Origin of the sequence: Pseudodesulfovibrio pelocollis, from assembly GCF_030282845.1 — a bacterium.
In the GTDB taxonomy this organism is placed as follows: Bacteria; Desulfobacterota; Desulfovibrionia; order Desulfovibrionales; family Desulfovibrionaceae; genus Pseudodesulfovibrio; species Pseudodesulfovibrio pelocollis.
This window is the reverse complement of sequence record NZ_JASTWE010000038.1, coordinates 1-20602: the sequence shown is the minus strand read 5'-3', so window position 1 is coordinate 20602 and position 20602 is coordinate 1. Positions and strand designations below refer to the sequence as shown.

24 protein-coding genes are annotated in these 20602 nt (G+C 66.8%); 16 read left to right on the top strand and 8 right to left on the bottom strand.

Translation table 11 applies throughout. From position 1 onward, the window contains the following. The first annotated feature begins 8 nt into the window (after window positions 1-8). The 11 genes from QQS14_RS12715 to QQS14_RS12665 all read left to right on the top strand — a co-directional run bounded on the left by QQS14_RS12715 (window position 9) and on the right by QQS14_RS12665 (window position 8193). Window positions 9-830 (top strand): OmpA/MotB family protein, encoded by an 822-nt coding sequence (locus tag QQS14_RS12715; protein WP_285907382.1) that lies wholly within the window; start codon window positions 9-11, stop codon window positions 828-830. A 2-nt stretch (window positions 831-832) separates the two neighbouring features. Beyond that, window positions 833-1561 (top strand): OmpA/MotB family protein, encoded by a 729-nt coding sequence (locus QQS14_RS12710; protein ID WP_285907381.1) that lies wholly within the window; start codon window positions 833-835, stop codon window positions 1559-1561. A gap of 91 nt (window positions 1562-1652) precedes the next feature. Next, a complete protein-coding gene (locus tag QQS14_RS12705) occupies window positions 1653-2141 on the top strand; it encodes a flagellar basal body-associated FliL family protein (protein WP_285907380.1) in 489 nt (162 codons plus the stop codon). A gap of 73 nt (window positions 2142-2214) precedes the next feature. Beyond that, entirely contained in the window at window positions 2215-2739 is a 525-nt protein-coding gene (fliN, locus tag QQS14_RS12700; protein ID WP_285907379.1) for a flagellar motor switch protein FliN, read from the top strand. Continuing rightward, window positions 2732-3154, top strand: a complete 423-nt coding sequence (gene fliO, locus QQS14_RS12695; RefSeq protein WP_285907378.1) for a flagellar biosynthetic protein FliO — start codon at window positions 2732-2734, stop codon at window positions 3152-3154. The genes fliN and fliO overlap by 8 nt, the downstream gene beginning before the upstream one ends. A 2-nt stretch (window positions 3155-3156) precedes the next feature. Continuing rightward, window positions 3157-3924: a flagellar type III secretion system pore protein FliP gene (gene fliP, locus QQS14_RS12690; RefSeq protein WP_285907377.1), complete on the top strand. Its 768-nt coding sequence runs from the start codon at window positions 3157-3159 to the stop codon at window positions 3922-3924. A gap of 35 nt (window positions 3925-3959) precedes the next feature. Next, complete coding sequence (gene fliQ / locus QQS14_RS12685; RefSeq protein WP_285907376.1) at window positions 3960-4229, top strand: flagellar biosynthesis protein FliQ; 270 nt, start codon at window positions 3960-3962, stop codon at window positions 4227-4229. 125 nt (window positions 4230-4354) lie between these two features. Further along, window positions 4355-6769 carry a Lon protease family protein gene (locus QQS14_RS12680; protein WP_285907375.1) on the top strand — a complete coding sequence of 805 codons (2415 nt, stop codon included), beginning with the start codon at window positions 4355-4357 and terminating at the stop codon, window positions 6767-6769. A gap of 13 nt (window positions 6770-6782) precedes the next feature. Beyond that, on the top strand, window positions 6783-7439 hold the full coding sequence (locus QQS14_RS12675) for a metallophosphoesterase (RefSeq protein WP_285907374.1): 657 nt from the start codon (window positions 6783-6785) through the stop codon (window positions 7437-7439). 6 nt (window positions 7440-7445) lie between these two features. Beyond that, window positions 7446-7916 (top strand): 23S rRNA (pseudouridine(1915)-N(3))-methyltransferase RlmH, encoded by a 471-nt coding sequence (locus tag QQS14_RS12670; RefSeq protein WP_285907373.1) that lies wholly within the window; start codon window positions 7446-7448, stop codon window positions 7914-7916. A gap of 13 nt (window positions 7917-7929) precedes the next feature. Further along, window positions 7930-8193, top strand: a complete 264-nt coding sequence (locus QQS14_RS12665; RefSeq protein WP_285907372.1) for a hypothetical protein — start codon at window positions 7930-7932, stop codon at window positions 8191-8193. Window positions 8194-8220: 27 nt separating this feature from the next. On the opposite strand, the gene QQS14_RS12660 is transcribed toward QQS14_RS12665, so the two are convergent. Continuing rightward, a complete protein-coding gene (locus QQS14_RS12660) occupies window positions 8221-8886 on the bottom strand; it encodes a 16S rRNA (guanine(527)-N(7))-methyltransferase RsmG (RefSeq protein WP_285907371.1) in 666 nt (221 codons plus the stop codon). 64 nt (window positions 8887-8950) lie between these two features. Beyond that, entirely contained in the window at window positions 8951-10510 is a 1560-nt protein-coding gene (locus tag QQS14_RS12655; RefSeq protein WP_285907370.1) for a PP2C family protein-serine/threonine phosphatase, read from the bottom strand. A 128-nt stretch (window positions 10511-10638) separates the two neighbouring features. Between QQS14_RS12655 and QQS14_RS12650 the strand changes: the two genes are divergently transcribed. The 3 genes from QQS14_RS12650 to QQS14_RS12640 are packed head-to-tail and all read left to right on the top strand — an operon-like array spanning window position 10639 to window position 12581. Next, entirely contained in the window at window positions 10639-11232 is a 594-nt protein-coding gene (locus QQS14_RS12650; RefSeq protein ID WP_285907369.1) for a hypothetical protein, read from the top strand. Window position 11233: 1 nt separating this feature from the next. Further along, window positions 11234-12202: a hypothetical protein gene (locus tag QQS14_RS12645; RefSeq protein WP_285907368.1), complete on the top strand. Its 969-nt coding sequence runs from the start codon at window positions 11234-11236 to the stop codon at window positions 12200-12202. Window positions 12203-12215: 13 nt separating this feature from the next. Next, window positions 12216-12581: a PqqD family protein gene (locus QQS14_RS12640; RefSeq protein WP_285907367.1), complete on the top strand. Its 366-nt coding sequence runs from the start codon at window positions 12216-12218 to the stop codon at window positions 12579-12581. A gap of 59 nt (window positions 12582-12640) precedes the next feature. Here the strand turns inward: QQS14_RS12640 and QQS14_RS12635 are convergent, their stop codons facing one another. Beyond that, entirely contained in the window at window positions 12641-14521 is a 1881-nt protein-coding gene (locus QQS14_RS12635; protein ID WP_285907366.1) for a sensor histidine kinase, read from the bottom strand. Next, entirely contained in the window at window positions 14518-15522 is a 1005-nt protein-coding gene (locus QQS14_RS12630) for a TAXI family TRAP transporter solute-binding subunit (RefSeq protein ID WP_285907365.1), read from the bottom strand. The genes QQS14_RS12635 and QQS14_RS12630 overlap by 4 nt, the downstream gene beginning before the upstream one ends. 220 nt (window positions 15523-15742) lie before the next feature. Here QQS14_RS12630 and QQS14_RS12625 point away from each other — a divergent pair, with 220 nt between their 5' ends. After that, window positions 15743-16501 carry a queuosine precursor transporter gene (locus tag QQS14_RS12625; RefSeq protein ID WP_285907364.1) on the top strand — a complete coding sequence of 253 codons (759 nt, stop codon included), beginning with the start codon at window positions 15743-15745 and terminating at the stop codon, window positions 16499-16501. Window positions 16502-16583: 82 nt separating this feature from the next. Then, window positions 16584-16985 carry a hypothetical protein gene (locus QQS14_RS12620; RefSeq protein WP_285907363.1) on the top strand — a complete coding sequence of 134 codons (402 nt, stop codon included), beginning with the start codon at window positions 16584-16586 and terminating at the stop codon, window positions 16983-16985. A gap of 116 nt (window positions 16986-17101) precedes the next feature. Here the strand turns inward: QQS14_RS12620 and QQS14_RS12615 are convergent, their stop codons facing one another. The 4 genes from QQS14_RS12615 to QQS14_RS12600 form a co-directional block, all read right to left on the bottom strand. Next, the gene (locus tag QQS14_RS12615; RefSeq protein WP_285907362.1) at window positions 17102-17833 is read right to left on the bottom strand and encodes an SPOR domain-containing protein; all 732 of its coding nucleotides are present in this window, start codon (window positions 17831-17833) and stop codon (window positions 17102-17104) included. Window positions 17834-17857: 24 nt separating this feature from the next. Continuing rightward, window positions 17858-19501 (bottom strand): arginine--tRNA ligase, encoded by a 1644-nt coding sequence (argS, locus tag QQS14_RS12610; RefSeq protein WP_285907361.1) that lies wholly within the window; start codon window positions 19499-19501, stop codon window positions 17858-17860. Between the two features lie 293 nt (window positions 19502-19794). Next, the gene (locus QQS14_RS12605) at window positions 19795-20121 is read right to left on the bottom strand and encodes an AzlD domain-containing protein (RefSeq protein ID WP_285907360.1); all 327 of its coding nucleotides are present in this window, start codon (window positions 20119-20121) and stop codon (window positions 19795-19797) included. Further along, window positions 20118-20602, bottom strand: a 485-nt coding sequence (locus QQS14_RS12600) for an AzlC family ABC transporter permease (protein ID WP_285907359.1), incomplete at its 5' end; no start/stop codon positions are given. The genes QQS14_RS12600 and QQS14_RS12605, both read right to left, overlap by 4 nt.

Sequence of the window (20602 nt, the reverse complement as noted above, 5' to 3'; positions counted from 1 at the left end):
CCGGGAACATGGCCAAGAAAAAGAAAAAACGGGAATGCGATTCCATGCCGCCGTGGATGATCACCTTCTCGGACGTCATGACCCTGATGCTGACCTTCTTTGTGCTCCTGGTCTCCATGTCCCACATCGATCCGCGCCGCAAGCTGGTGGCGCTCGGCTCCATCATCGGCACCTTTGGCTGGCACGACGAAAGTTACGAGGTCTTTTCGCGCAAGGACACGCGGCGCACCGTGGAACCCGGTCCCATCGACATCGGGGACCTTGAGCCCCTCAAGGAACTCAAGTGGGAGAACATCGACGACGACATCAATTTCCGCTCCAACCGCTTTGTCCAGATCCTGTCCATCGACGCCAGCCTGCTCTTTGGGCCCGACTCCGTGAGCCTGAGCGACGCGGGCCGCGCCGTGCTCGACGGGTTCATGCCCGTCCTCGCCCAGGTGCAGTATCCGCTGCTGCTGGCCGGGCACACCTCCATGCTGCGCGACGAGCTGGGGTCCGACTACCAGCCCGGTGACGACGAGCGCCACCCGGACCTGTCGTGGAAGATGTCCCTTGGCCGCGCCCTGGCCGTTTACCGCCACTTCATCGATCGGGGCATGCGGCCCGAGATGCTCCGGGTCGAGGGGTTTGGCAAGTACATGCCCTTTTACACCCAGGCCACGGCCGAGAGCCGGGCCAGGAACCGCCGGGTGGACATCGTCCTCGACAAACGCAACCTCGATGCGGGCGAGCGCATCCAGGCCCTGGACGGCGTGGTGCGCGCCCCGGTGGAGTCCATCGACATCGACGGCTTCCGCTTCGACCTGCGGCCCCTGCCCGGGGTGGAGTAGCCATGCTCGGCAAGAAAAAAGATCCGCCCTGCCCGCCGCTGGCCCTGTGGCTGGTCACCTTTTCCGATCTGGTGACCCTGCTGCTGACCTTTTTCGTGCTCATCCTGACCATGTCGTCCATGGACAACGCCATCCTGACGCGGGTGACGCTGCAAACCGCCGACCTGGGCCTGCTCGACAAGCGCGGCTCGGGCCGGGTGGATGTCAAGGAGCGACTCGTCGTGGACCTGATGGAAAAGCCGTGGGAGGTCATCAACAAGAAGCAGCGCATCAAGGACCTGCTCTTTCCCGACGACAACCTGCCCGAGGAACTGAGCAAGGCGGAACTGGACCGGAATCTGGAGGTGCTGGCCCGGCCCGAGGGCGTGGCCCTGGTCTTTACCGATCAGTTGCTCTTCGGCTCGGGCGAGTCGCGCCTGAGTCTCCAGGGCGAGCGGCTCATGGCCGGGCTGGTTCCGCTGCTGCTGCACACGGCCGCCCCGGTCAACGTTTCCGGGCACACCGATGCCACGGACGGCGGGGGCGATCCCTATGCCCTTTCGGCCGACCGTGCCCTGGCGGTGCTCGACTTTTTCGTGGACTCGGGCGTCCCGTCGCGCCGCTTCTCGCTCTCGGCCTACGGCAGCGATGTCCCGGCCCTGGACGAACGGGGCCGCCCCGCGGCCTCGGCCATGAACCGCCGGGTGGAGGTGCTGCTCAAGACGGCCCGGCCCGTGGGCGGGTACCAGTAGCCCCCTGGAGCGCTCTTAACTTTGTCTGGAAAACATCGCGAAATCGCGTTAGGAAGAGAAGACCAAACCGGAAAAACCAAAGGTGGCCACCATGGCTGACGAAGATGTTGTCCAGGATGGAAAGAAGAGCGGCAAGCTCAAGTGGATCATCATCGCCGTGGCGCTGATCCTCCTCGGCGTGGGCGGGTATTTCGGCTACACCATGTTCTTTGCCCCGTCCGACGATGCACAGACCGCGGAGCGCGGCGGCTCGGCCGATCCGCTGCCCGATTCGCTGGAGGGCCAGCTGGTGCCCCTGCCCACCTTCCTGGTCAATCTGGCCGATCCGCTGGGGCGGCGCTATCTCAAGCTGGGCATCGAGGTGGAGGTGCGCGACAAGAAGGTCGCAAGCGACCTGCTCAGGAACGAGGCCAGGATCAGGGACACCCTGCTCCTGCTGCTCTCGAGCAAGAGCTACGACTCCCTCTCCACCATGAAGGCCAAGGTGGAGATGAAGCAGGAGATCGTTGACCGACTCAACCAGATTCTCGGAAGGGGCACGGTCCTGCGCGTCTACATCACGGAGATGGTCATCCAGTAGCACGTCTCTTGCAAGGGCCTTTCCGGGCCGTCATGTTTTTTGACGGGCACAACGTTTTTCGCGAGGTGACGACATGGCCGAAGATCAGGACAAACTGGCACAGGAATGGGCCGATGCGCTGCTTGAGGGCGACGACGTGCCCGATCCCTCCGAGGCAGCCAGCGCCGATGTGGCCAGCGACGACGAGGCGCTGGCCGACGAGTGGGCGGCCGCCCTTGCCGAGACCACCCAGGAAGAGGTCAAGCACGACAAGGAGCAGGCGTTTCTCTCCACCCAGACCCATGACTACGAGTTCAAGGACATGGGCAGCGTGTCCAAGGGTGCCGCATCCGGCGGCAAGCGCGACCTTGATTTCATCCTCGACATCCCCCTTGAGGTCTCGGCCGAGCTGGGCCGCACCAAGCTTTTGATCAATGAACTGCTCCAGCTGGGGCAGGGGTCGGTGGTGGAGCTGAACAAGCTGGCGGGCGAGCCCCTTGAGATATACGTCAACGGCAAGCTCGTGGCCCGTGGCGAGGCCGTGGTCATCAACGAGAAGTTCGGCATTCGGCTGACAGACATCATCAGCCCCATCGAGCGGGTGAAGCAGCTTGGATAGCGCCGTGGCCCAGGGCAACGCGACATCCGTGCCCATGGCGCTGCCCATGGTGGATTCAGGTGCCACCATCCTGACCACCCTGGGCTATCTGTGCCTGATGCTGGGCGTCATTTTTCTGGCCTATTACCTGCTTAGGCGCATCGGTTTTCACGGCTGGGGCGCCCATGGCGGCAAGGACTCGCCGCGCCTGATGAGCCGGCTGGCCCTTGGCACCCGCCAAAGCGTGGCCGTGGTCCGCTTTCGCGGCCGCGACCTGCTGCTGGGCGTGACCGATGAGCGCGTCAGCCTGCTGGCCACCGATGACATCGACGAGGGCGAGGACGATGCCGACCCGGGGGACCATCGGTCCGGCCCGGGGAGCTTTGCGGACCTGCTCAGGAAGCGGACATCCCCGACCCGGGGAAAGGATGAATGACAATGGGTGAAGGACGCCGTGTGCTGACGCTTCTGGCCTGTGCGCTGGGTGGTCTGGCATTGCTGCCCGGGCTGGCCCTGGCCCAGGACCCGGTCATTCCCAAGCTGACCATGGAGCTGGCCGCTGGCCAAGCCGAGCCGGGAGAAATATCCACCCTGCTCGAAATCCTCTTTCTGCTCACCGTGCTCAGCATGGCCCCGGCCATCATGCTGACCATGACCTCCTTCACCCGCATCATCATCGTCTTCCACTTCCTGCGCCAGGCCATGGGCACCCAGCAGATGCCGCCCAACCAGATCATGGCCGGGCTGGCCATCTTCATGACCGTGGTCATCATGATGCCGGTGGGCAAGGCCGTCAACGACACCGCGCTCCAACCCTACCTGGCCGAGGAAATCCGCTTCGACGAGGCGCTGGATCGAGCGCAGGTGCCCATCCGCGAGTTCATGTTCAAGCACACCCGCGAGAAGGACCTCTCCATCTTCTACACCATCACCAAGGAAGACCGGCCCCAGAATCGCGACGAGGTCAGCACCATCATGCTGGTGGCCGCCTTCACCATCTCGGAGTTGAAGACCGGGTTCACCATCGGCTTTCTCATCTATATCCCGTTCCTCATCCTGGACATGGTGGTGGCCTCCATCCTGCTGGCCATGGGCATGATGATGCTCCCGCCGGTCATGATCTCGCTGCCGTTCAAAATTTTGCTCTTTGTGCTCATCGACGGGTGGAACCTGCTGGTGGGGTCCCTTGTCAACACCTTTCAGTGACCGGGCGCGTCCTTGTTCCCGGGGAGTAGTGCGTCATGACGCCTGAATTCGTGGTCGGTTTCGCCCGGCAAGCCATCGAGATCACCCTGACCATCGCCCTGCCCATGCTCGGCGTGGGCATGGCGGTGGGCATCTTCATCTCCGTGCTCCAGGCGGCCACCCAGATCCAGGAGATGACCCTGACCATGGTCCCCAAGATCATCGCCATCTTCATCGCCCTGCTGGTGGCCTTCCCCTGGATCATGGACAAGATGATGACCTACACGATCAACCTGTATCTCAACCTGCCCAACTACATCCAGTAGCGCCCGCGCGCCGGGTCGCCGTCGCTCCCATCCCCGAGCAATGAAGCGGGGTGACATCGCGGGGGAAAATCCGTATCTTCGCCCTGCGGCGGCTTCGTCGCGCACCACGAACACGAGAGCAGCCAATGAGCAACACCGTCACTCCCCCAGTGAAGGGCCTGCGCGGCGACAGGCTGCGGGCCGCCACGGACCCGGCCCGGATACCCTTCGCCACCAGCGCCGACATTCCCCAGCGCAACGTCCACGCCAAGTTCCAGCCCCGGGCCATCCAGGCCCTGTCCCTGGCCCTTGAGATCAAGGGCAACGAGCACAACGTCTATGTCTCGGGCGAGCCCAACATGGGCCGCACCTATTTCCTCATGAGCTTTCTCAAGCCCGCTGCGGCCCGGGCCGAGACGCCGTGCGACTGGGTCTATCTCTACAACTTCGAGGACAACGACAGCCCCATCGCCGTGCGCATGCCTGCCGGCCAGGGGCGCAAGTTCAAGCAGGCCCAGCACAAGGCCATGGCCCACATCCGCCAGGAGATTCCGGCCCGCTTCGAGAAGGAGGCCTTCCAGAAGAAGCACGAGCGGATGGTCAAGAAGTACAATTTGAAACGGGAGGAACTCTTCAGCAGGATGGACGCCACGGCCGAGAAGGAGAGCTTCAGCCTGAGCCTGGACGAGGAGGGCGTGCTGACGCTTTCGCCCATCGTGGACGGTCAGGTGGTTTCGGACAAGGACTTCGAGACCCTGAGCCCGAGCTTGCGCAAGAAGCTCAAGGCCAAGGGCGAGGAACTGCTGGCCGGGGTCAGCGCCATCCTGCGCAAGATCAACCAGAACGAGGCGGACATGCGCCAGTCCGAGGTGGACCTCCAGCGCGAGGCGGCCAAGGCCGTGCTCGACGAGAGCTTTGCCAAGGTCGTGGAGCGGTTCAAGGTCGTGGACGGGCTGCCCGAGTATTTCCAGGCCCTGCAGGACGAGGTGATCGACAACGTGGACCAGTTCATGCCGCGCGACAACGCCCTGGCCGGGCTCCTGCCCGAGAGCGCGCCCGGCGGCGAGGACTTCTTCACCCGCTTCGAGGTCAACCTGTTCGTGGACAACGGCAAGACCAAGGGTGCGCCCGTGGTGGTGGAGGACCATCCCACGGCCTTCAACCTGCTCGGCTCCATCGAGCGCGAGGCCGAGATGGGCGCGCTGTACACGGACTTCACCCTGATCAAGGCCGGGGCCATCCACCGGGCCAACGGCGGCTTCCTGGTCCTCAACATCGAGGACCTGCTCTCCAATCCCAATTCCTGGGAAGGGCTGCTGCGCGCCCTGCGCTCGGGCCACTCGCGCATCGAGGACCCGGTGGACCCGGACCAGGTCCGGGCCCGCACCCTGCAGCCAGCGCCCGTTGATCTGCGGCTCAAGGTCGTCCTCATCGGCACTGAAGAGCATTACGAAATCCTGCTCTACAACGACGACCGCTTCGACAAGTTCTTCAAGCTCAAGGCGCACATGCAGCATGCGGCTACGCGAAACGCCGCCAACATCCGCAACTACCTGCACGTCATCGGCCAGATCGCGGTCGAGTCGGAGCTGCTCCCCTTCACCCGCGATGCCATGGCCGGGCTGGTGGATTTCGGCTCCCGGCTGGTGGAGGACCAGAAACGGCTCTCCCTCTACATCCCCCTGCTGCGCGAGCGGATGGTCGAGGCCTCGGCCCTGGCCCGGATGGCCGGACGGAGCGAGGTGGGTTCGGCCGACCTCACTGCGGCGGTGGCTGCCAAGGACTACCGGGTCAACCTCTACGAAGAGGAGTTCATGACCGAGTACGACCGGCAGGTGATCAAGGTGCAGACCACGGGCCAGGCCGTGGGCCTTGCCAACGGGCTCTCTGTCACCCAGTTCGGCGACTACGAGATCGGCCTGCCGCATCAGATATCCTGCACCGTGGGCGTGGGCCACGGCGGCATTCTCGATCTGGAGCGCGAAGCCCAGCTGGGCGGCCCCATCCACACCAAGGGCATGATGATCATCAAGTCCTATCTGGTGCGCCTCTTTGCCCAGGACAAGCCCATCGTCCTGACCGGCTCCCTGTGCTTCGAGCAGTCCTATGCGGGCATCGAGGGCGACTCGGCCTCGGGCGCGGAGCTGGCCTCCCTGCTCTCGGCCCTGTCCGGCGTGCCCATCAACCTTTCACGCGCCTTCACCGGCGCGGTCTCCCAGTCCGGCGCGGTCATGGCCGTGGGCGGGGTCAACCGCAAGGTCGAGGGATTCTTCGAGGTCTGCCGCCGCCGCAAGCTCACCGGTCGCCAGGGCGTCATCCTGCCCGCGGACAACGTGGTCAACCTGATGCTCAAAGACGAGATCGTCAAGGCCGTGGACGAGGGGCGGTTCCACATCTTCCCGGTCAGCACCATCGAGGAGGCCATGTTCTTGCTCACCGGCATGCGCTGCGGGGTGCGGGGCAAGAACGGTCAGTATCCCACCGGCACCCTGTATCGGCTGGTGGACACCCGGCTGGCCGAACTGACCCGGCTGGCCGTGGCCGCCGAAGGCAGGAAATAGGGGAGGCGGCGCCGTGTACTGGATAGCCTTTGGCGACATCCACGAGAGCACCGGCGTGCTCGGCTCCATTCCCGGCCTGGGCCGGGCGCAGGGGGTGATCATCACCGGCGACCTGACCAACCGGGGCGGCCGCGAATCGGCTGACCGGGTCATCGGCGCGGTGGCGGCCATCAACCCGCGCATCCTGGCCCTGCCGGGCAACATGGACACCGACGCGGTCCAGGCCCGGCTGGCCGAACGGGGCATGGACATCCACCTGCGGGCGCGCGAACTGGCCCCGGGCCTCGGGCTGATGGGCGTGGGCTATTCCACGCCAACGCCCTTCGGCACCCCGGGCGAGGTGGCCGAGGAGACCCTGACCGGCTGGCTCGACGCCACCCACGCCCTGGCCGCACACTTCGACACCCTGATCGTGGCCGTGCACGAGCCGCCCCACGCCTCGGGGGTGGACCGGCTGGGTAACGGCCAGCATGTGGGCAGTCCTGGCGTGCGGGCCTTTATCGAGGGTGCGCGTCCGGCCCTGGTCCTGACCGGCCATATTCATGAATCCAGGGCCGTGGACCGCATCGGCGAAACCACGGTCATCAACCCGGGCATGCTGGCGGGCGGCGGATTCGTGCGTATCGAATACCGGGACAACACGCTTTCCGCTGAGCTCATGAGCGTGTGACGGACCATGAGCAGGATCGGTTTCATCTGGGTGGGCAAGCTCAAGGAGCCTTTTTCCCGGGACGGATGCGACCACTATTGGAAGAAGCTCGTTCGGTTCTTCAAGCTCGACGAGGCCGTGATCAGGGACGGCCCGGGCAAGCTGCCGCCCGTGGAGCGCAGCCGAAAGGAGGGCGAGGCCATCCTGGCCCGGCTCGCGCCCGGCGATGTGGCGGTCATCCTCGACGAGCACGGCGAGCGGCTCACCTCGCGCCAGCTTGCCGCCTTTGTGGAGAAGTGGACCGATGCGCCCAACCAGCGGCCCGTGTTCATCATCGGCGGGCCGTTCGGCCTGTCGGACGAGGTCAGGGCGGCGGCGCGGGCGAGCATCCGGCTCAGCGACATGACCCTGCCCCACGAGCTGGCCCGGCTGATGCTGCTGGAGCAGCTTTACCGGGCCGCCACCATTCTGAAGAACATGCCATACCATCACGACTGACACAGAGGGACCCATGCTGGACATCGACTATCTCAAACGGGTGGAGAACTATTTCGCCAGCGGCGACTGCGCCTTTGAATTCGAGCACGGCGAGGAGGAGCGGCGGCTGGCCATCATCGAGTTTCTGGAAACCCTGATGGACCTCGGGGAACAGGCCGACGTGCTGGCCACCAAGCTCATCTTCAAGGATGCCTACGCCTCGCTGACCAGCGAGGAGGGCGTGGGCGCGGCCCTGGAGGCCGAAGACGGGGCCGAGGGCGGGACCAGACAGGGCTGAGGGGAGAAGGTCTCTGCGTCGTGCCGTTTACGCCGCGCGCAGGGACCAGAAGAAGCGGGTTTTCCCGGCGGCCGGGTAGCTGGCCACATCGGCCAGGGACCATCCTGCGGGCAGTTCCGGCTCGGGCGGCGGCGGGGTGTTGGCCAGAATCACCAGCGCGCCGCCGGGGTGGAGCATGGGGCGCACAAAGGGAAGCAGCTCGGGCCAGGGCATGAAGGCCCGGCTGACGATCAGGTCGGCGGTGGCGTGGTGGCCGTGGCGGTCGAGTTTGTCCAGGGCCTCTTCGGCCCGGCCGTGGAAGACGTGGGTGGCGGGCAGGCCGAGCCGACCCACGGCCGAGCGCATGAAGGTGGCCCGCTTGTCGCGGCTCTCCACCAGCCAGTAGTCGCCTCGCTGCCAGAGCAGGCGCAGGGGAATGCCCGGCAGCCCGGCCCCGGCCCCGAGGTCGAGGCACAGCGGGGCAACGCCCAGGTTCAGTCCTTCCAGAAAATCGGCCAGATACAGGCTGTCCACCACCAGGGTCTCAAAGACCGTGGACCAGTCCGACGGCCCCACCAGATTCATCTTGGCGTTCCACTTGACCAACTGGCCCAGGTAATCGGCCAGGGCCAAGGCCTGGGCGTCCTGCACGGGACGGCCGAGCCTGCGGGCGGCGGCGGCCACGTCGGCCGGTGTCGGGTGTGTCTGCGCCATGGGCAGCCAATACGGCTTTTCGGGCCGGGAATCCAGAAAATCCTGCGCCGGGTGGCACCGGGCGTCACACGCCCTTGACCACCACCAGGGTGATGTCGTCGTCCTGGGGTGTGGGGCCGGTGAAGTCGGCCACGGCGGCGAGCAGAGCGCGGACCAGTGCCTGGGCGCCCGCGTCCGCATTGTCGCGGAGTACCCGACGCACCCGCTCCGGGCCGAACATCTCGCCCCGGGCGTCCTGGGCCTCCCACAGGCCGTCGGTCCCGATGAGCAGGGTCTGGCCCGGGCCGGGCAGGGGCATGGTCTCCTGGTGGAAGCGCCACTGCCGGTCCACCCCCAGCGGGATGTCGCGGCCGCGCAGCTGGCGGAAGGAGTCGTCGGCCGAATCGTGGAGCAGGGGCGGCTGGTGGCCCGCGTTGACCCAGGTGGCCTCGCCGCTGGCCGGGTCGAGGACCATGAAGAACAGGGTCATGAACCGGCCCGTGTCGTCGATGTCGCGGGCCAGGTGGCGGTTGGCGGTGGTGATGTTGCCAGCCGGGGAGCCGGGCGAGGCCGCGCTCTGGCGGACCAGGGCGCGCCCGGCGGCCATGAGCAGGGCCGCGCCGATGCCGTGGCCCGACACGTCGCCCACGGCCACGGCGATGCGTCCGCAGACCTCGTCGTCGCAGCCGATGTAGTCGAAGAAGTCTCCCCCGGTCTCCTCGGAGAACACGGCCGCCCCGGCCATCTCCAGGCCGGGCAGTATCGGGGCCGAGCCCGGCAGGAGGTTCTGCTGCACCTCCTTGGCGATGTGCAGGCCGTCGCGCAGGCGCTGGCCGTCGCGCAGGCTGATGATCATGGTGTTGGTGTGGGCGGCGATGACGCCCATTTCATCGCAGGTGACCGCAGGCACCCGCCGGGAGAGGTCGCCCCGGCTCACGGCTTCGAGCACGGCGGTCTGGTTGGCGAAGAGCAGGCGCAGGTTGCGGGCGTAGGACACGGCCAGGTTGACCGTCAGGACCAGCAGCGTGCCCATGACCAGGAGCAGTTCGCCGAGCACGGCCGGGCCGAGGATGGGCAGCGACAACGGGCCGAGACCCTGCTCGGAAAACCATTGGATGTCGCGCATGAGCACGACCAGGAGCACGGCCGCGGCGAGCAGGATGATGGTGGTGGTCACCAGAATGAACTGGCTGGCGATGGAGACAACGCGGCCGGGCGGCGAGTGTTCGCGGGCCGGGCCAGTGCGGGGTCTGGCCGTGCTGATGACTTCGCGCTCGCGCTCCAGGGCGAGGTCGAAGCTGGCGAACACGCCGACGGTGAAGACGCCAAGCGCCATCTTCAGGCCGCTGCCCATGAGGCCGAAGCCGTGGGTCAGTTGCACGGCCAGGGCCGTGGCCAGGGCGGCCGAGGTGAACAGGCCGAGGTCCAGGCCGAGCTGGAGCCGCGCCCGCAGGGCCGGATGACGCAGCTCAAGCAGGGGGCGCAGGGCCAGAGCGCGCACCAGCATGGCTGCGGCCAGGGGGAGCAGGGGGAGCAGCCAGAGCCGGGGGGCTGTCAGTCCCTCAAGCAGCGGGCAGACCCGTCCGCCGTAAAGCGCGCCGCCAGCCAGGGCCAGCAGGAAATATGTAGCCGCCCGTAGGGTCATGGCTGTCTCCGGTGCCGGTTTCCCGTGCGCATCCGTTCTATCCCTTTGCCAAGCGTGAGTTTCTCGTTTAATCATATGATACCGTCCACGGGACGGACAAGCCTTTTTCAAGCAAGGGGGTTTTGCCGATGAAGAAACCGATTGCGCTGACGCTCCTGGCCATGATGCTCGCCGCCACACCGTGTCTGGCCGGGGAACTGCCCCTGACCCTGGCGGGATTCACCCTCGGCCAGGACATGGCCCGCTACGAGCAGCACTGCGAGGGCCCGGCCCTGATCATCCCTGACATCCCCTTCCTGACCGAGATGAACCTCTCGCCCGATGCCGTGCCCGGCATACGCGGCGGCAGCCTGACCCATGGCAACTGCCTGGGCGAGCGAAAACTGCTGCGCGTCAAGCTGAAGTTTCACGAGACCAGCCAGAAGTTCTTCAACGAGCTGGTCAAGGAGTACACGGCCCGTTTCGGCAAGCCGGGCAGCTACCAGGGCGACGCCTTCCGCAACGTCATCGCCTGGCAGTGGGACTTTTCCAGCGACGGGCAGGCCATGTCCGTGATGGTCATGTGGAGTCGGGACAAGGAGATGCGGCCGGGCGTGTCCATCAAGATGACCCTGGAATCCGGCGTGCAGGCCGAGTACGAGTGTTTCCTGACCGCCTCTGACAGGCAGGCCCGGCGCGCCCCAACGGCCATCAGGAGCCTGGACGACTTCATCCCCCGCTAGCATGGCCGAATACCACTGGAACGGCGTGGGTCTGACCGTGCCCGACGACTGGGAGCCCGTGATTCTGGAGCGCGACGGACTGACCCTTGGCAGCGGCTCGCGCCCCCTGTGCGAACTCAAGTGGCGGACTGTGGCGGGCGGATTTTCCTTTGAAAAGCATCTCAAACGGCTGGCCAAGGGGCACAAGGACGCGGCCGTGCGGGCCGTGGACGATGACGAGCCGCCCGCGTCCTGGCGCGAGGCCGTGGAGAGCCTGGGCTACTCCGGCCTGCGGGTGCGCAGCTTTGTCTGGCAGGCCGGGGGCCATCGCGGCATGGGCGCGGCCCTGCACGGCCCGGGCAGCGGGCTGGCCGCCCTGGTCCAGTTCTTCATGCACGACCAGGGCGACGAGGGGGCCGAGACCCTGGCCTCCACCGTGCTCGCCTCGTTGCGCGACCACACCGTGTCCCGGGCCGAGGCCAGCGACCCGGCCTGCCGCCGGACCGTGCCCTTTTGCATGTTCGGCCTGCGCGGCCGGGTTCCGGCCGCCTTTGTCCTCGACAGCTTTTCCTTCCGGCCCGGCCACTACTCGGTGCGCTACTGGCGGCCGAGAAATCCGGGCCGCTCAGGGGGCACCGCCCCGGGAAAGGGGCCTGGCACGCGTCTGACCTTTGAGCGCTTTGCCCCGGCAAGCGTCCTGCTCAAGGGGCGGGAACTGGCCGAGTGGGCCGCCGCTACCCTGGCCGATCCGCCACCAGCCGGTCTGGCCGTGGCCGGGTCAGCCGGGGCCGGGTCATCTGGGGCAGTGTCCTGGAACGGGCTGGCCGCCACTTCCCCGGGGCGCAGGCTGCTGCGCCGGGAGAGCCACGCCCGGGGCCGGGTCTGGACGCCGCCCGGCACCAACCACATCCTGGCCGTCACCGCCACGGGTGCCGACCCGGTGGCCGATGCGCCCTTCGCGGCCATGGTCGAATCCTATGAGCTGGTTTAGAAAACGCGCCCCCATGCCGACCATCCCACGGTCCGAGGCCCTGAACATGGTCCCGGTGCGCAGCACCGAGGTCCGGGCCGAGACCACCGCAGAAGGATTCCTGCGCCTCTCGTATCCCCTGGCCGTCAAGCCGTGGTTCGGGCGGCTGGCCGAAAAGGTCAACCTGTGGGACAAGCGGCCCATGATCAAGCGGCTCGAACTCGACGAGATGGGTACCTTTGTCTGGGAGTGCATCGATGGCGAGCGCTCGGTGCGGCAAATCGCCGAGGCGTTCGCCGCCCACTACGGCCTCCAGCCCCGCGAGGCCGAGCTTGGGGTCACGGCCTTCATCAAGAACATCGGCCAGCGCGGCCTGCTCGGGCTCAGGGAGCCGTCGTGAGAATCGTGCGCGGTGATCAGCGGGTGTGTGTCGTGCGCTGCGGGCCCATATACGGCCAGCTAGGCGGAACCTTCCATGGCCGGAAAACGGACCACGAACCGGCTGCCCCGGCCGGGCATTGATTCCACGTCTATGCGCCCGCCGTAGTGCTCGACGATCTGGCCGCAGATGGTCAGACCCAGGCCTGTGCCGGGAGGTCTGTCGGTCAGGCCGCAGGCATCGGCCTGATAGAATTTCTCGAAGATCCTTTCCCGGTCATCGCCGGGGATTCCGCACCCCGTGTCCTCCACGCTGAGGCACACTGCCTGGTCCCTGCCCCGCCCCTCGGCCCAGACCCGAACGGAGATTTGTCCCTTGGGGGTGAACTTGTGCGCGTTGGCCAGCAGGTTGACCACCACCTGGGTGATTCGGTCCGGGTCGGCCATGACCGTGGGCAGGCCCGGTTCAATGTGGTGGTCCAGGCTCACCGGGGAGTCCTCGGAAAAGACACCGCGCATGCTGCCCAGCGCCGCCCGAACACATTCGGCCACGTCCGTGGGGCGGTCGGCCCAGTCCATGCGGCCTGACTCGATGCGGGCAAGGTCGAGCATGTCGCTGATGAGGCGGGCGAGGCGGTCCGTTTCCTCCGCGATGATGTTCAGGTTGGCCTCGATGCGTTCCCCTTTTTCGGCCAACTGCCGGTCGCCGTCTTCCAGTGGGCGGTAGTGGCGCAGGAAATCCCTGCGCACCAGTTTGGAAAAGCCGAGCATGGAAGTCAGCGGGGTGCGCAGTTCGTGGGAAACAGTGCTGACCAGACTCGATTTGAGGGTGTCCAGGGCCACGAGTTCGCGGTTGGCGCTTTCGAGCTCGGCGGCCTTGGCCTCCAGGTCGCGGGTGCGTTCGGCCACCTGGCGTTCCAGGTCCGCATGGGCGGCCTTGAGCGCCTCGTCGGCCCGCTTGCGCTCGGTGATGTCGCGCATGATGGCCGAAAAGAATTCCGGCTCGCCCGCTGCCGCGTTGTGGGCCAGGATCACTTGCGACACCGGGATTTCGCGGCCGTCGCGGCGCAACAGCGCGGTCTCGCCCTCCCACGAGCCCTGGGCTGCGGCCGCAGGCAGCCCCTCGTCCCTGATGACCCTCAGAGTCCAGGCCGGATGCAGGTCGGGGATGCGTTTGTCGGCCAGGGGCTCGTCGGCGTCCCAACCCAGCATGCGGCGGCCCGCGCCGTTGAGGTAGGTCAACCGTTCGTCGGGAGTGGCTGTGGACACCAGATCGCTGGTGGACTCCAGAATGGCGATCAGCGACTCCCGCTCCTTGCGGACTTTGGCCTCGCGGCGCAGCAGTTTCTGCTGGCGCAGCATCAGCGCCAGGGTCAGGAGGGCCACCAGCACCGTGACCAGCAGGAGCATGTTGACGCCTCGGATGAAGCGTTCAAGCCGTGCCCGCTGGTCCTGGAGGATGGCGCGGGCCATGTCGTGGGACGCGTAGCGCTCGGCCGACGCCTTGACCAGGGTGTCGCGCAGTCTGGAGTGGACCACGGTCAGGGTCAGGGCGGAGTCGGGCGCGTGGCCCGACACCCCGTGGGTCAGCCATTGCCCGGCGTCCACCAGGGCCGGGGCCACGGTGGCGTGAAAAACCGATGCCTGGACCAGATTGTCGAAGACGTAGGTGTCGCGCAGGGCGACGAGGTCGGCATATGCCCTGTCGATGCCCTCGGCCAGCCGGGCCACGGCTGCGGGAGAGGGGGCGAGCCGGGTCATGGCTGCGTCGGCCACCAGCCCGCCCAGGCTGTCGGTGATTCGGCTCAAGTCCTCGATCTGCGCCAGCAGGATGGTGGGCAGCGCGCCCTCCACTGAGCGCAGGGTCTGGTTGGTGTACAGCCAGACGGCCAGAACCGTGCCGGCCACGGCGACAAAGACGGCCCAGCGCACCGGGCCGAAGGAGACGGAAGGCGGGTTCACGGAGCCGAACCCCCGGCCGGGGACAGGCCCTGCTCCCGGTAGAAGCGCAGCGCGCCAGGATGCAGCGGGACCGAGAGCCCGCGGGTGGCCGACTCCATGGCGATGGAGCGGGCCAGGGGATGGGCGTCGCGCAGCAGGGCGCGCGTCTTCTCGTTCCAGATGGCCCGGGTCAGGGCGTAGGCCATGGCCTCGTCCATGTCCGCGGTGACCAGCAGCAGGGCGTGGACCTCCACGGTGAGGGTCTCGGGTACGCCGGGGTATGTTCCCTCGGGGATAACCCCTGGCACGAGTGCCGGGTGGAGCCGGTTGATTCGCCGGGCGGTCTCGCTGTCAATGGGGACCAGCAGGGCGTCTTCGCCCAAAATCCCGGCAAAGGCCTGGGTCGGAGTCCCGGCCACGAGGCAGACCCCGTGGACCGAGCCCGCTGTCAGCCGGTCGGTGGTGAACTCGGGTTTCAGGTATACGGGGTCGAAATCCTTCTCGGAAATGGCGTTGGCCTCAAGGACCAGCCGCATGACCTCCAGGGTACCCGACCCGGTCTCGTCCAGGGACACGGTCTTGCCCCGGAAATCCCTGACGCTCCTGATGCCCGAGTCCCTGCGCACGACGATCTGGAGCCGCTCGGGATACAGGCTGGCAATGGCCCGCAAGCGTTCTCCCCCGGTCTCACCGGCAAAGGAGCCTTGGCCGTTCAAGGCCCTGAGGGCCACATCGGCCTGAGCCAGCCCGGCCTCAAGCTCATGATCGAGCAAGGACCGGATGTTGACCACCGAGCCGCCGGAGCTTTGGGCCACGGCAAGGATGTCCGGCCCCAGGGCCAGGGTGATGCCTCCGGCCAGGGCGTTGCCCACCGGGTAGTAGACGCCGAGCAGCCCGCCGGTGCCGATGCGCAGCAAATGTGCCTCCTGCGCGGACGCGGGCGCGGCGCAGAGGGCCATGCCCAGGGCCGCCGCCAGGGCGGCCTTGCAAAGGTGGCTTCGGATTCGTGTGAACATGGTCATCCCGCCTCCCGTGCCGCGCACGGTTCAGATTGCCCGTGACCGCGCGACAAGGGTTCATCCTCGATCCACGTGGCCCCTCCCCGGACTCCGGGACGGTCGTATGCCGTGTGCCATCATTGCCATATCAGGGGGCGCAGGGCAAGCCGTGCAGCCGTGCGAGGCTGCCTCGATCGCCCAATTTGGGCTTGACCTGTCCCGGGTTCGGGACTAGGCAACCCCCATGAACGAAACGCTCTGGATCACCTTCGCCCTTGTTGACCTGTGCATGGTCCTGGTGGTGTACCGGCTGTTCGGCCGGGTGGGCCTGTTCGGCCTCATCGTCTTCAACCTGCTGCTGTGCAACATCCAGGTGCTCAAGACCGTGGAGCTTTTCGGGCTGACCACCACCCTGGGCAACGTGCTCTACGCCAGCGTCTTCCTGGCCACGGATATCCTGAGCGAGTTCCACGGCAAGAAGGAGGCGCGCAAGGGCGTGCTGCTCGGCTTCGTGGCCCTGGTCATGATGGTGGCCTACATGCAGATCGCCCTGCTCTTCCAGCCTGCGGCCGACGACTTTGCCCAGCCCCATCTGGCCGCGCTCTTCGGCTTCATGCCGCGCATCGCCCTGGCCAGCATGGTCGCCTACCTCGTCTCGCAGATGCACGATGTCTGGGCCTTCCACGCCATCCGCGAGCGCACGGGCGGGCGCATGCTCTGGCTGCGCAACAATGTTTCCACCGTGGTCAGCCAGTTCCTCGACTCGGCCATCTTCTGCACCATCGCCTTCTGGGGCATGTTCCCCATCAACGTGTTCTGGGAGATCATGCTCTCCACCTACATCATCAAGGTGGCCGTGGCCGCCCTGGACACCCCGTTCATCTATCTGGCTCGGCGCATGTTCCGGCGCGGGCCCGGCAAAGCGGACCAGGACGGCGATGCAGGCCAGGCCGACCCGGGTCAGGCCGACGGGACCGCCTGGCAGGCCGCGCACAAGCACTGACCCCCGGCCGGACGGCCCACAACGTGACAACGCTTCGGGGCGGGCCGTCAGGTCCGCCTCTTCTCATGTGCAGGATATTATGATGACACTTCTCGTTTATGCCCTTGCCTGGCTGCCCATGCTCGGCCTTGCCGTGCTCAACGGCGTGATCCGCGAGACTCTCTATGGGCCGTATCTGTCCGAGTTGGCCGCGCATCAGGTCTCGAGCCTGACGGCCGTGCTGCTCTTTGCGGGCTATGCCCTGTGGCTCGGCCGGGTCCGGCCGCTGGCCTCCACGCTTCAGGCCGTGCTGGCCGGGGTCGTCTGGCTGGGGCTGACCGTGGCTTTCGAGTTCTTCATGGTGGTGGTCCTTCTGGGCCGCCCCCTGGCCGATGCTCTGGGTGACTACGCCCTGGCGTCGGGCCGGGTGTGGGTGCTGGTGCTGGCCGCCGTGGCCGTGCTGCCGTGGGCGGTCCGCCGGTTCGCGGCAGGGCGGCGCTACTGATCGCATACGCCGCCCGCCGAGGGGTGGCGGGTCCTGTCCGGGGCCGTCTTCAGAAAAAGCTCGCGCCCGCCACGATCAGCATCGTGGCGGGCGCGAGTTCTTGTGGCTGGCCGGTGTCAGCGGGCGGTCTTTTTCCTGAGCAGGGGCTTGTCGATGTTGAATTTCGCCAGAGTGGCGCGCATGGTCTCGGTGGACGCGGCCGTGCCGTGGTGGAAGACTTGGACGCGGTGCCAAGTGGTCCCGTTGACATCGCCCGACTCCACGCCCGCCTTGAGTCCTGCCGCACCCAGCTTGTCGGCCAGGGCCTGGGCCATGTCCCGCTGGCGGAATGAGGCCACCTGATAGATGTAGTCAAAGACAGGCTCGCCCTGCGCGGCCGGTTGGGGCGCGCTCGGTTGCGGTGCCGGGGGCTGGGCCGCCTGGGTCTGCGTGGTGGCAGCCGGTGCGGTCTGCGCCTGGGTCGCCGCCGGGGGCTGGGGCCGTGGTGCCGGGGCAGCCGCCGGGGGCGGCGGTGTCGGCAGGATGTCCATGATCTTGTCGGGTGCGGCCCTGAGCCGCTCGGGGTATTCCAGCTCCTCGGCCTGGAGCACCGTGGGCGGCGGCTGGTCCTCTGCCAGCTGGCCGTGCTCGGTGCGCGGCATGATCTGGCCCAACCTGGGCACATCCGCCTCGGGCCGGTAGCCGCGTCCGATGAGGATGCCCATGACAAAGAAGAAGGTCAGGGCGAGCACGCCAGCGCCCACGGCGCTGATCATGCCCGGCAGGGTCAGGGAGAAGTCCCATGTCCTGCCCGGCCTGCTCTGCCTGGGAATCTTGACCTTGGGCGGCGTTGCGCCGTTGTCTGCCATGCTTTCCTTGCCCCCTCGCGCTCGCTACATTGATTGCGGGGCGCTCACGCCGAGCAGCCCCAGGCCGTCCCTGACCACCCCGGCCACGCAGCCCAGCAGCATCAACCGGGCCGAGGCCACGGCAGGGTCTGCCGAGAGGACATGACAATTGGTATAGTATCTGTGCAGCGTGGAGGCAAGCTCCTGGAGATAATTGCTGATCAGGTGCGGGCTCTGGGCGCGGGCCGCGGATTCCACATAGTCCGGGTACTGGTCGAGCAGGCGCAGCACGTCCATGTCGAACTCGGTGTCGAGCAGGGCCAGCGACGCCTCGTCCGGCGCGGCCGCGTTCACGCCCGCCCCGGCAGCCTTGGCAAAGAGCGAGCAGATGCGCGCGTGGGCGTACTGCACATAGTAGACCGGGTTGTCCATGGTCTTCTGCTTGACCAGTTCCAGGTCGAAGTCGAGCCGCGAGTCGGACTTGCGCGACAGGAACATGAACCGGGCCGCGTCAGCGCCCACCTCGTCCACCACGTCTTTCAACGTCTCGAACTCGCCCGCCCGGGTGGACATGGCCACCGGCTCGCCATCGCGCAGCAGGTTTACCAGATTGACCAGGATGACGTGCAGCCCGCCCTTCTTGCCCAGGGCCTCGCAGGCGGCCATCATGCGCGGCACGTAGCCGTGATGGTCCGCGCCCCAGATGTCCACCACCAGATCGAAGCCGCGCTTGAACTTGTGGTCGTGGTAGGCGATGTCCGAGGCGAAATAGGTGGTCTCGCCGCTCGATTTGCGCAGCACGCGGTCCTTGTCGTCGCCGAACCGGGTGGAGCGGAACCAGAAGGCGCCGTCCTGCTCGAATCCCAGCCCGCTGGCGCGCAGGTCGGCAAAGGTCTCGTCCACCAGCCCGTCGGCCACCAGGCTCTTCTCCGAGAACCAGACGTCGTGGCGCACGCCAAAGGCCCGCAGGTCCTCGCGGATGCCGTCCAGAATGTCGTTCATGCCGTGATCCTTGCAGATTTCCACGGCCGCAGTCTCGTCCATGTCCAGAATGCCCGGATTGGCGGCCAGCACGTCGCGGGCGATGCCGATGATGTAGTCGCCCCGGTAGTAGTCCTCGGGCTCGGTCACGTCGCGGCCTGCCAGCTCCTTGAGCCGGTACCAGATGGACGAGCCGAGGATGAGCATCTGACGGCCCGCGTCGTTGACGTAATATTCCGCCTCCACCTCGTGTCCGGCCTTCTCCAGGATGCGCACCAGGGAGTCGCCCAGGGCCGCGCCCCGGCCATGGCCGATGTGCAGCGGTCCCGTGGGATTGGCTGAAACATACTCCACCTGGACCCGCACCCCCCGGCCCAGATCGGACGCGCCATACCCCTCGCCCGCCTCGCGGATGGCCGCGATGGTCTCGTGCCAGAAACCGGGCGCAAAGGTGAAGTTGAGAAAGCCCGGCCCGGCGATCTCGATTTTCGCGATGCGCGGGTCGTCGGCCATGGCCGTGGCGATCTCCTCGGCAATGGCGCGCGGCGGCTTGCCCGCCTGCTTGGCCAGCATCATGGCCACGTTGGCCGACATGTCGCCGAACTGCTTGTCCTTGGGCGGCTCGATCACGGCCTTGTCCGGCCACGCAAAACCCCGGTCGGCCAGCACCTTTTGCAGCGCGTTCTCAAGATGTATTCTTGCTCTCATGGCCCTGTTCTCTCCTTCGGGAAAAGCTCGTGGACGCCGCTTTAGCACGTTTGCCCCCGCAATCCAAGCGGATATGAGGGAGGGTGGCGGGTGGGGGAAGAGCCGGGGGAAGAGAGGAAGGATGGCGGCGCAGAGGGGCGCACGTCCGCGCGGGATGGGCGTCTTTAAACAATACAAGAAGAGGGATACTTTTTGCGCATCCACGCCATCTCCGCCGCTCTCAACGCCTTGGTTCTCCCAACCTCGCCTTGCGGCAGAGCGAAATCTGGCCGCCGGAGGCATATCCCGCGCTGCTACAGCACCGCCTGCAAGGTCCACAGGGCGGCCATGCCTGCGCCGATAGTGGCCAGGGTATTGCGCGTCTTCCAGGCCACGAGCATGGCGATGAGGGCCGCGCCGGTTCGGGCCGGGTCGGCCAGGGGGGTGGTGCCGGTCTTGCCGAAGAGCACGGCGGGCAGCACCAAAGCCGGGAGCACCGAGGCCGGGATGAACCGGAGCATCCTGTGGGCCGCCCCGGGCAGGGGGATGCGCTCCATGAGCAGGATGAAGGAGAGCCGGATCAGGTAGGTGCCAAGGCCCAGAATGGGCACGATGATCCAGTAGGTGGACATGTCGATCATTGGTGTTCTTCCTTTCTGACGGATGTTCTGCGGCTGCGTCGCTCTGCCAAGTACCCGGCGGCGATGCCTGTGGCCGAGGCCAGGATCAGGCCGAGGTTGAAGGGCAGGGTGGCGGCAAGGCAGGCCGTGATTCCGGCGGCCAGGGCCGCGATCAGGGCCGGGCGGTCGCGGACCGCCGGGATGACCAGGGCGATGAAGGTCAGGGGAATGGAGAAATCGAGGCTCCATGCGGCAGGGATGAGGACCCCCAGGTGCGCGCCCAGGGCGGTGCAGAGGTTGAACCCGGTCCACATGAGCAGTCCGGCGCCGGTGTAGTAGGCGTAGTTGTTGACCGGCCTTGCCCCGGGCGCGGCAAAACGCGCGATGGACACGGCATAGGCCTGGTCCGTGAGCAGGTAGGCCCCGGCACTGCGGGCCAGGGGGCTGGCGGCGGTCAGGTGCGGGGCCAGGGAGGCCGAGTACATGAGCATGCGCAGATTGA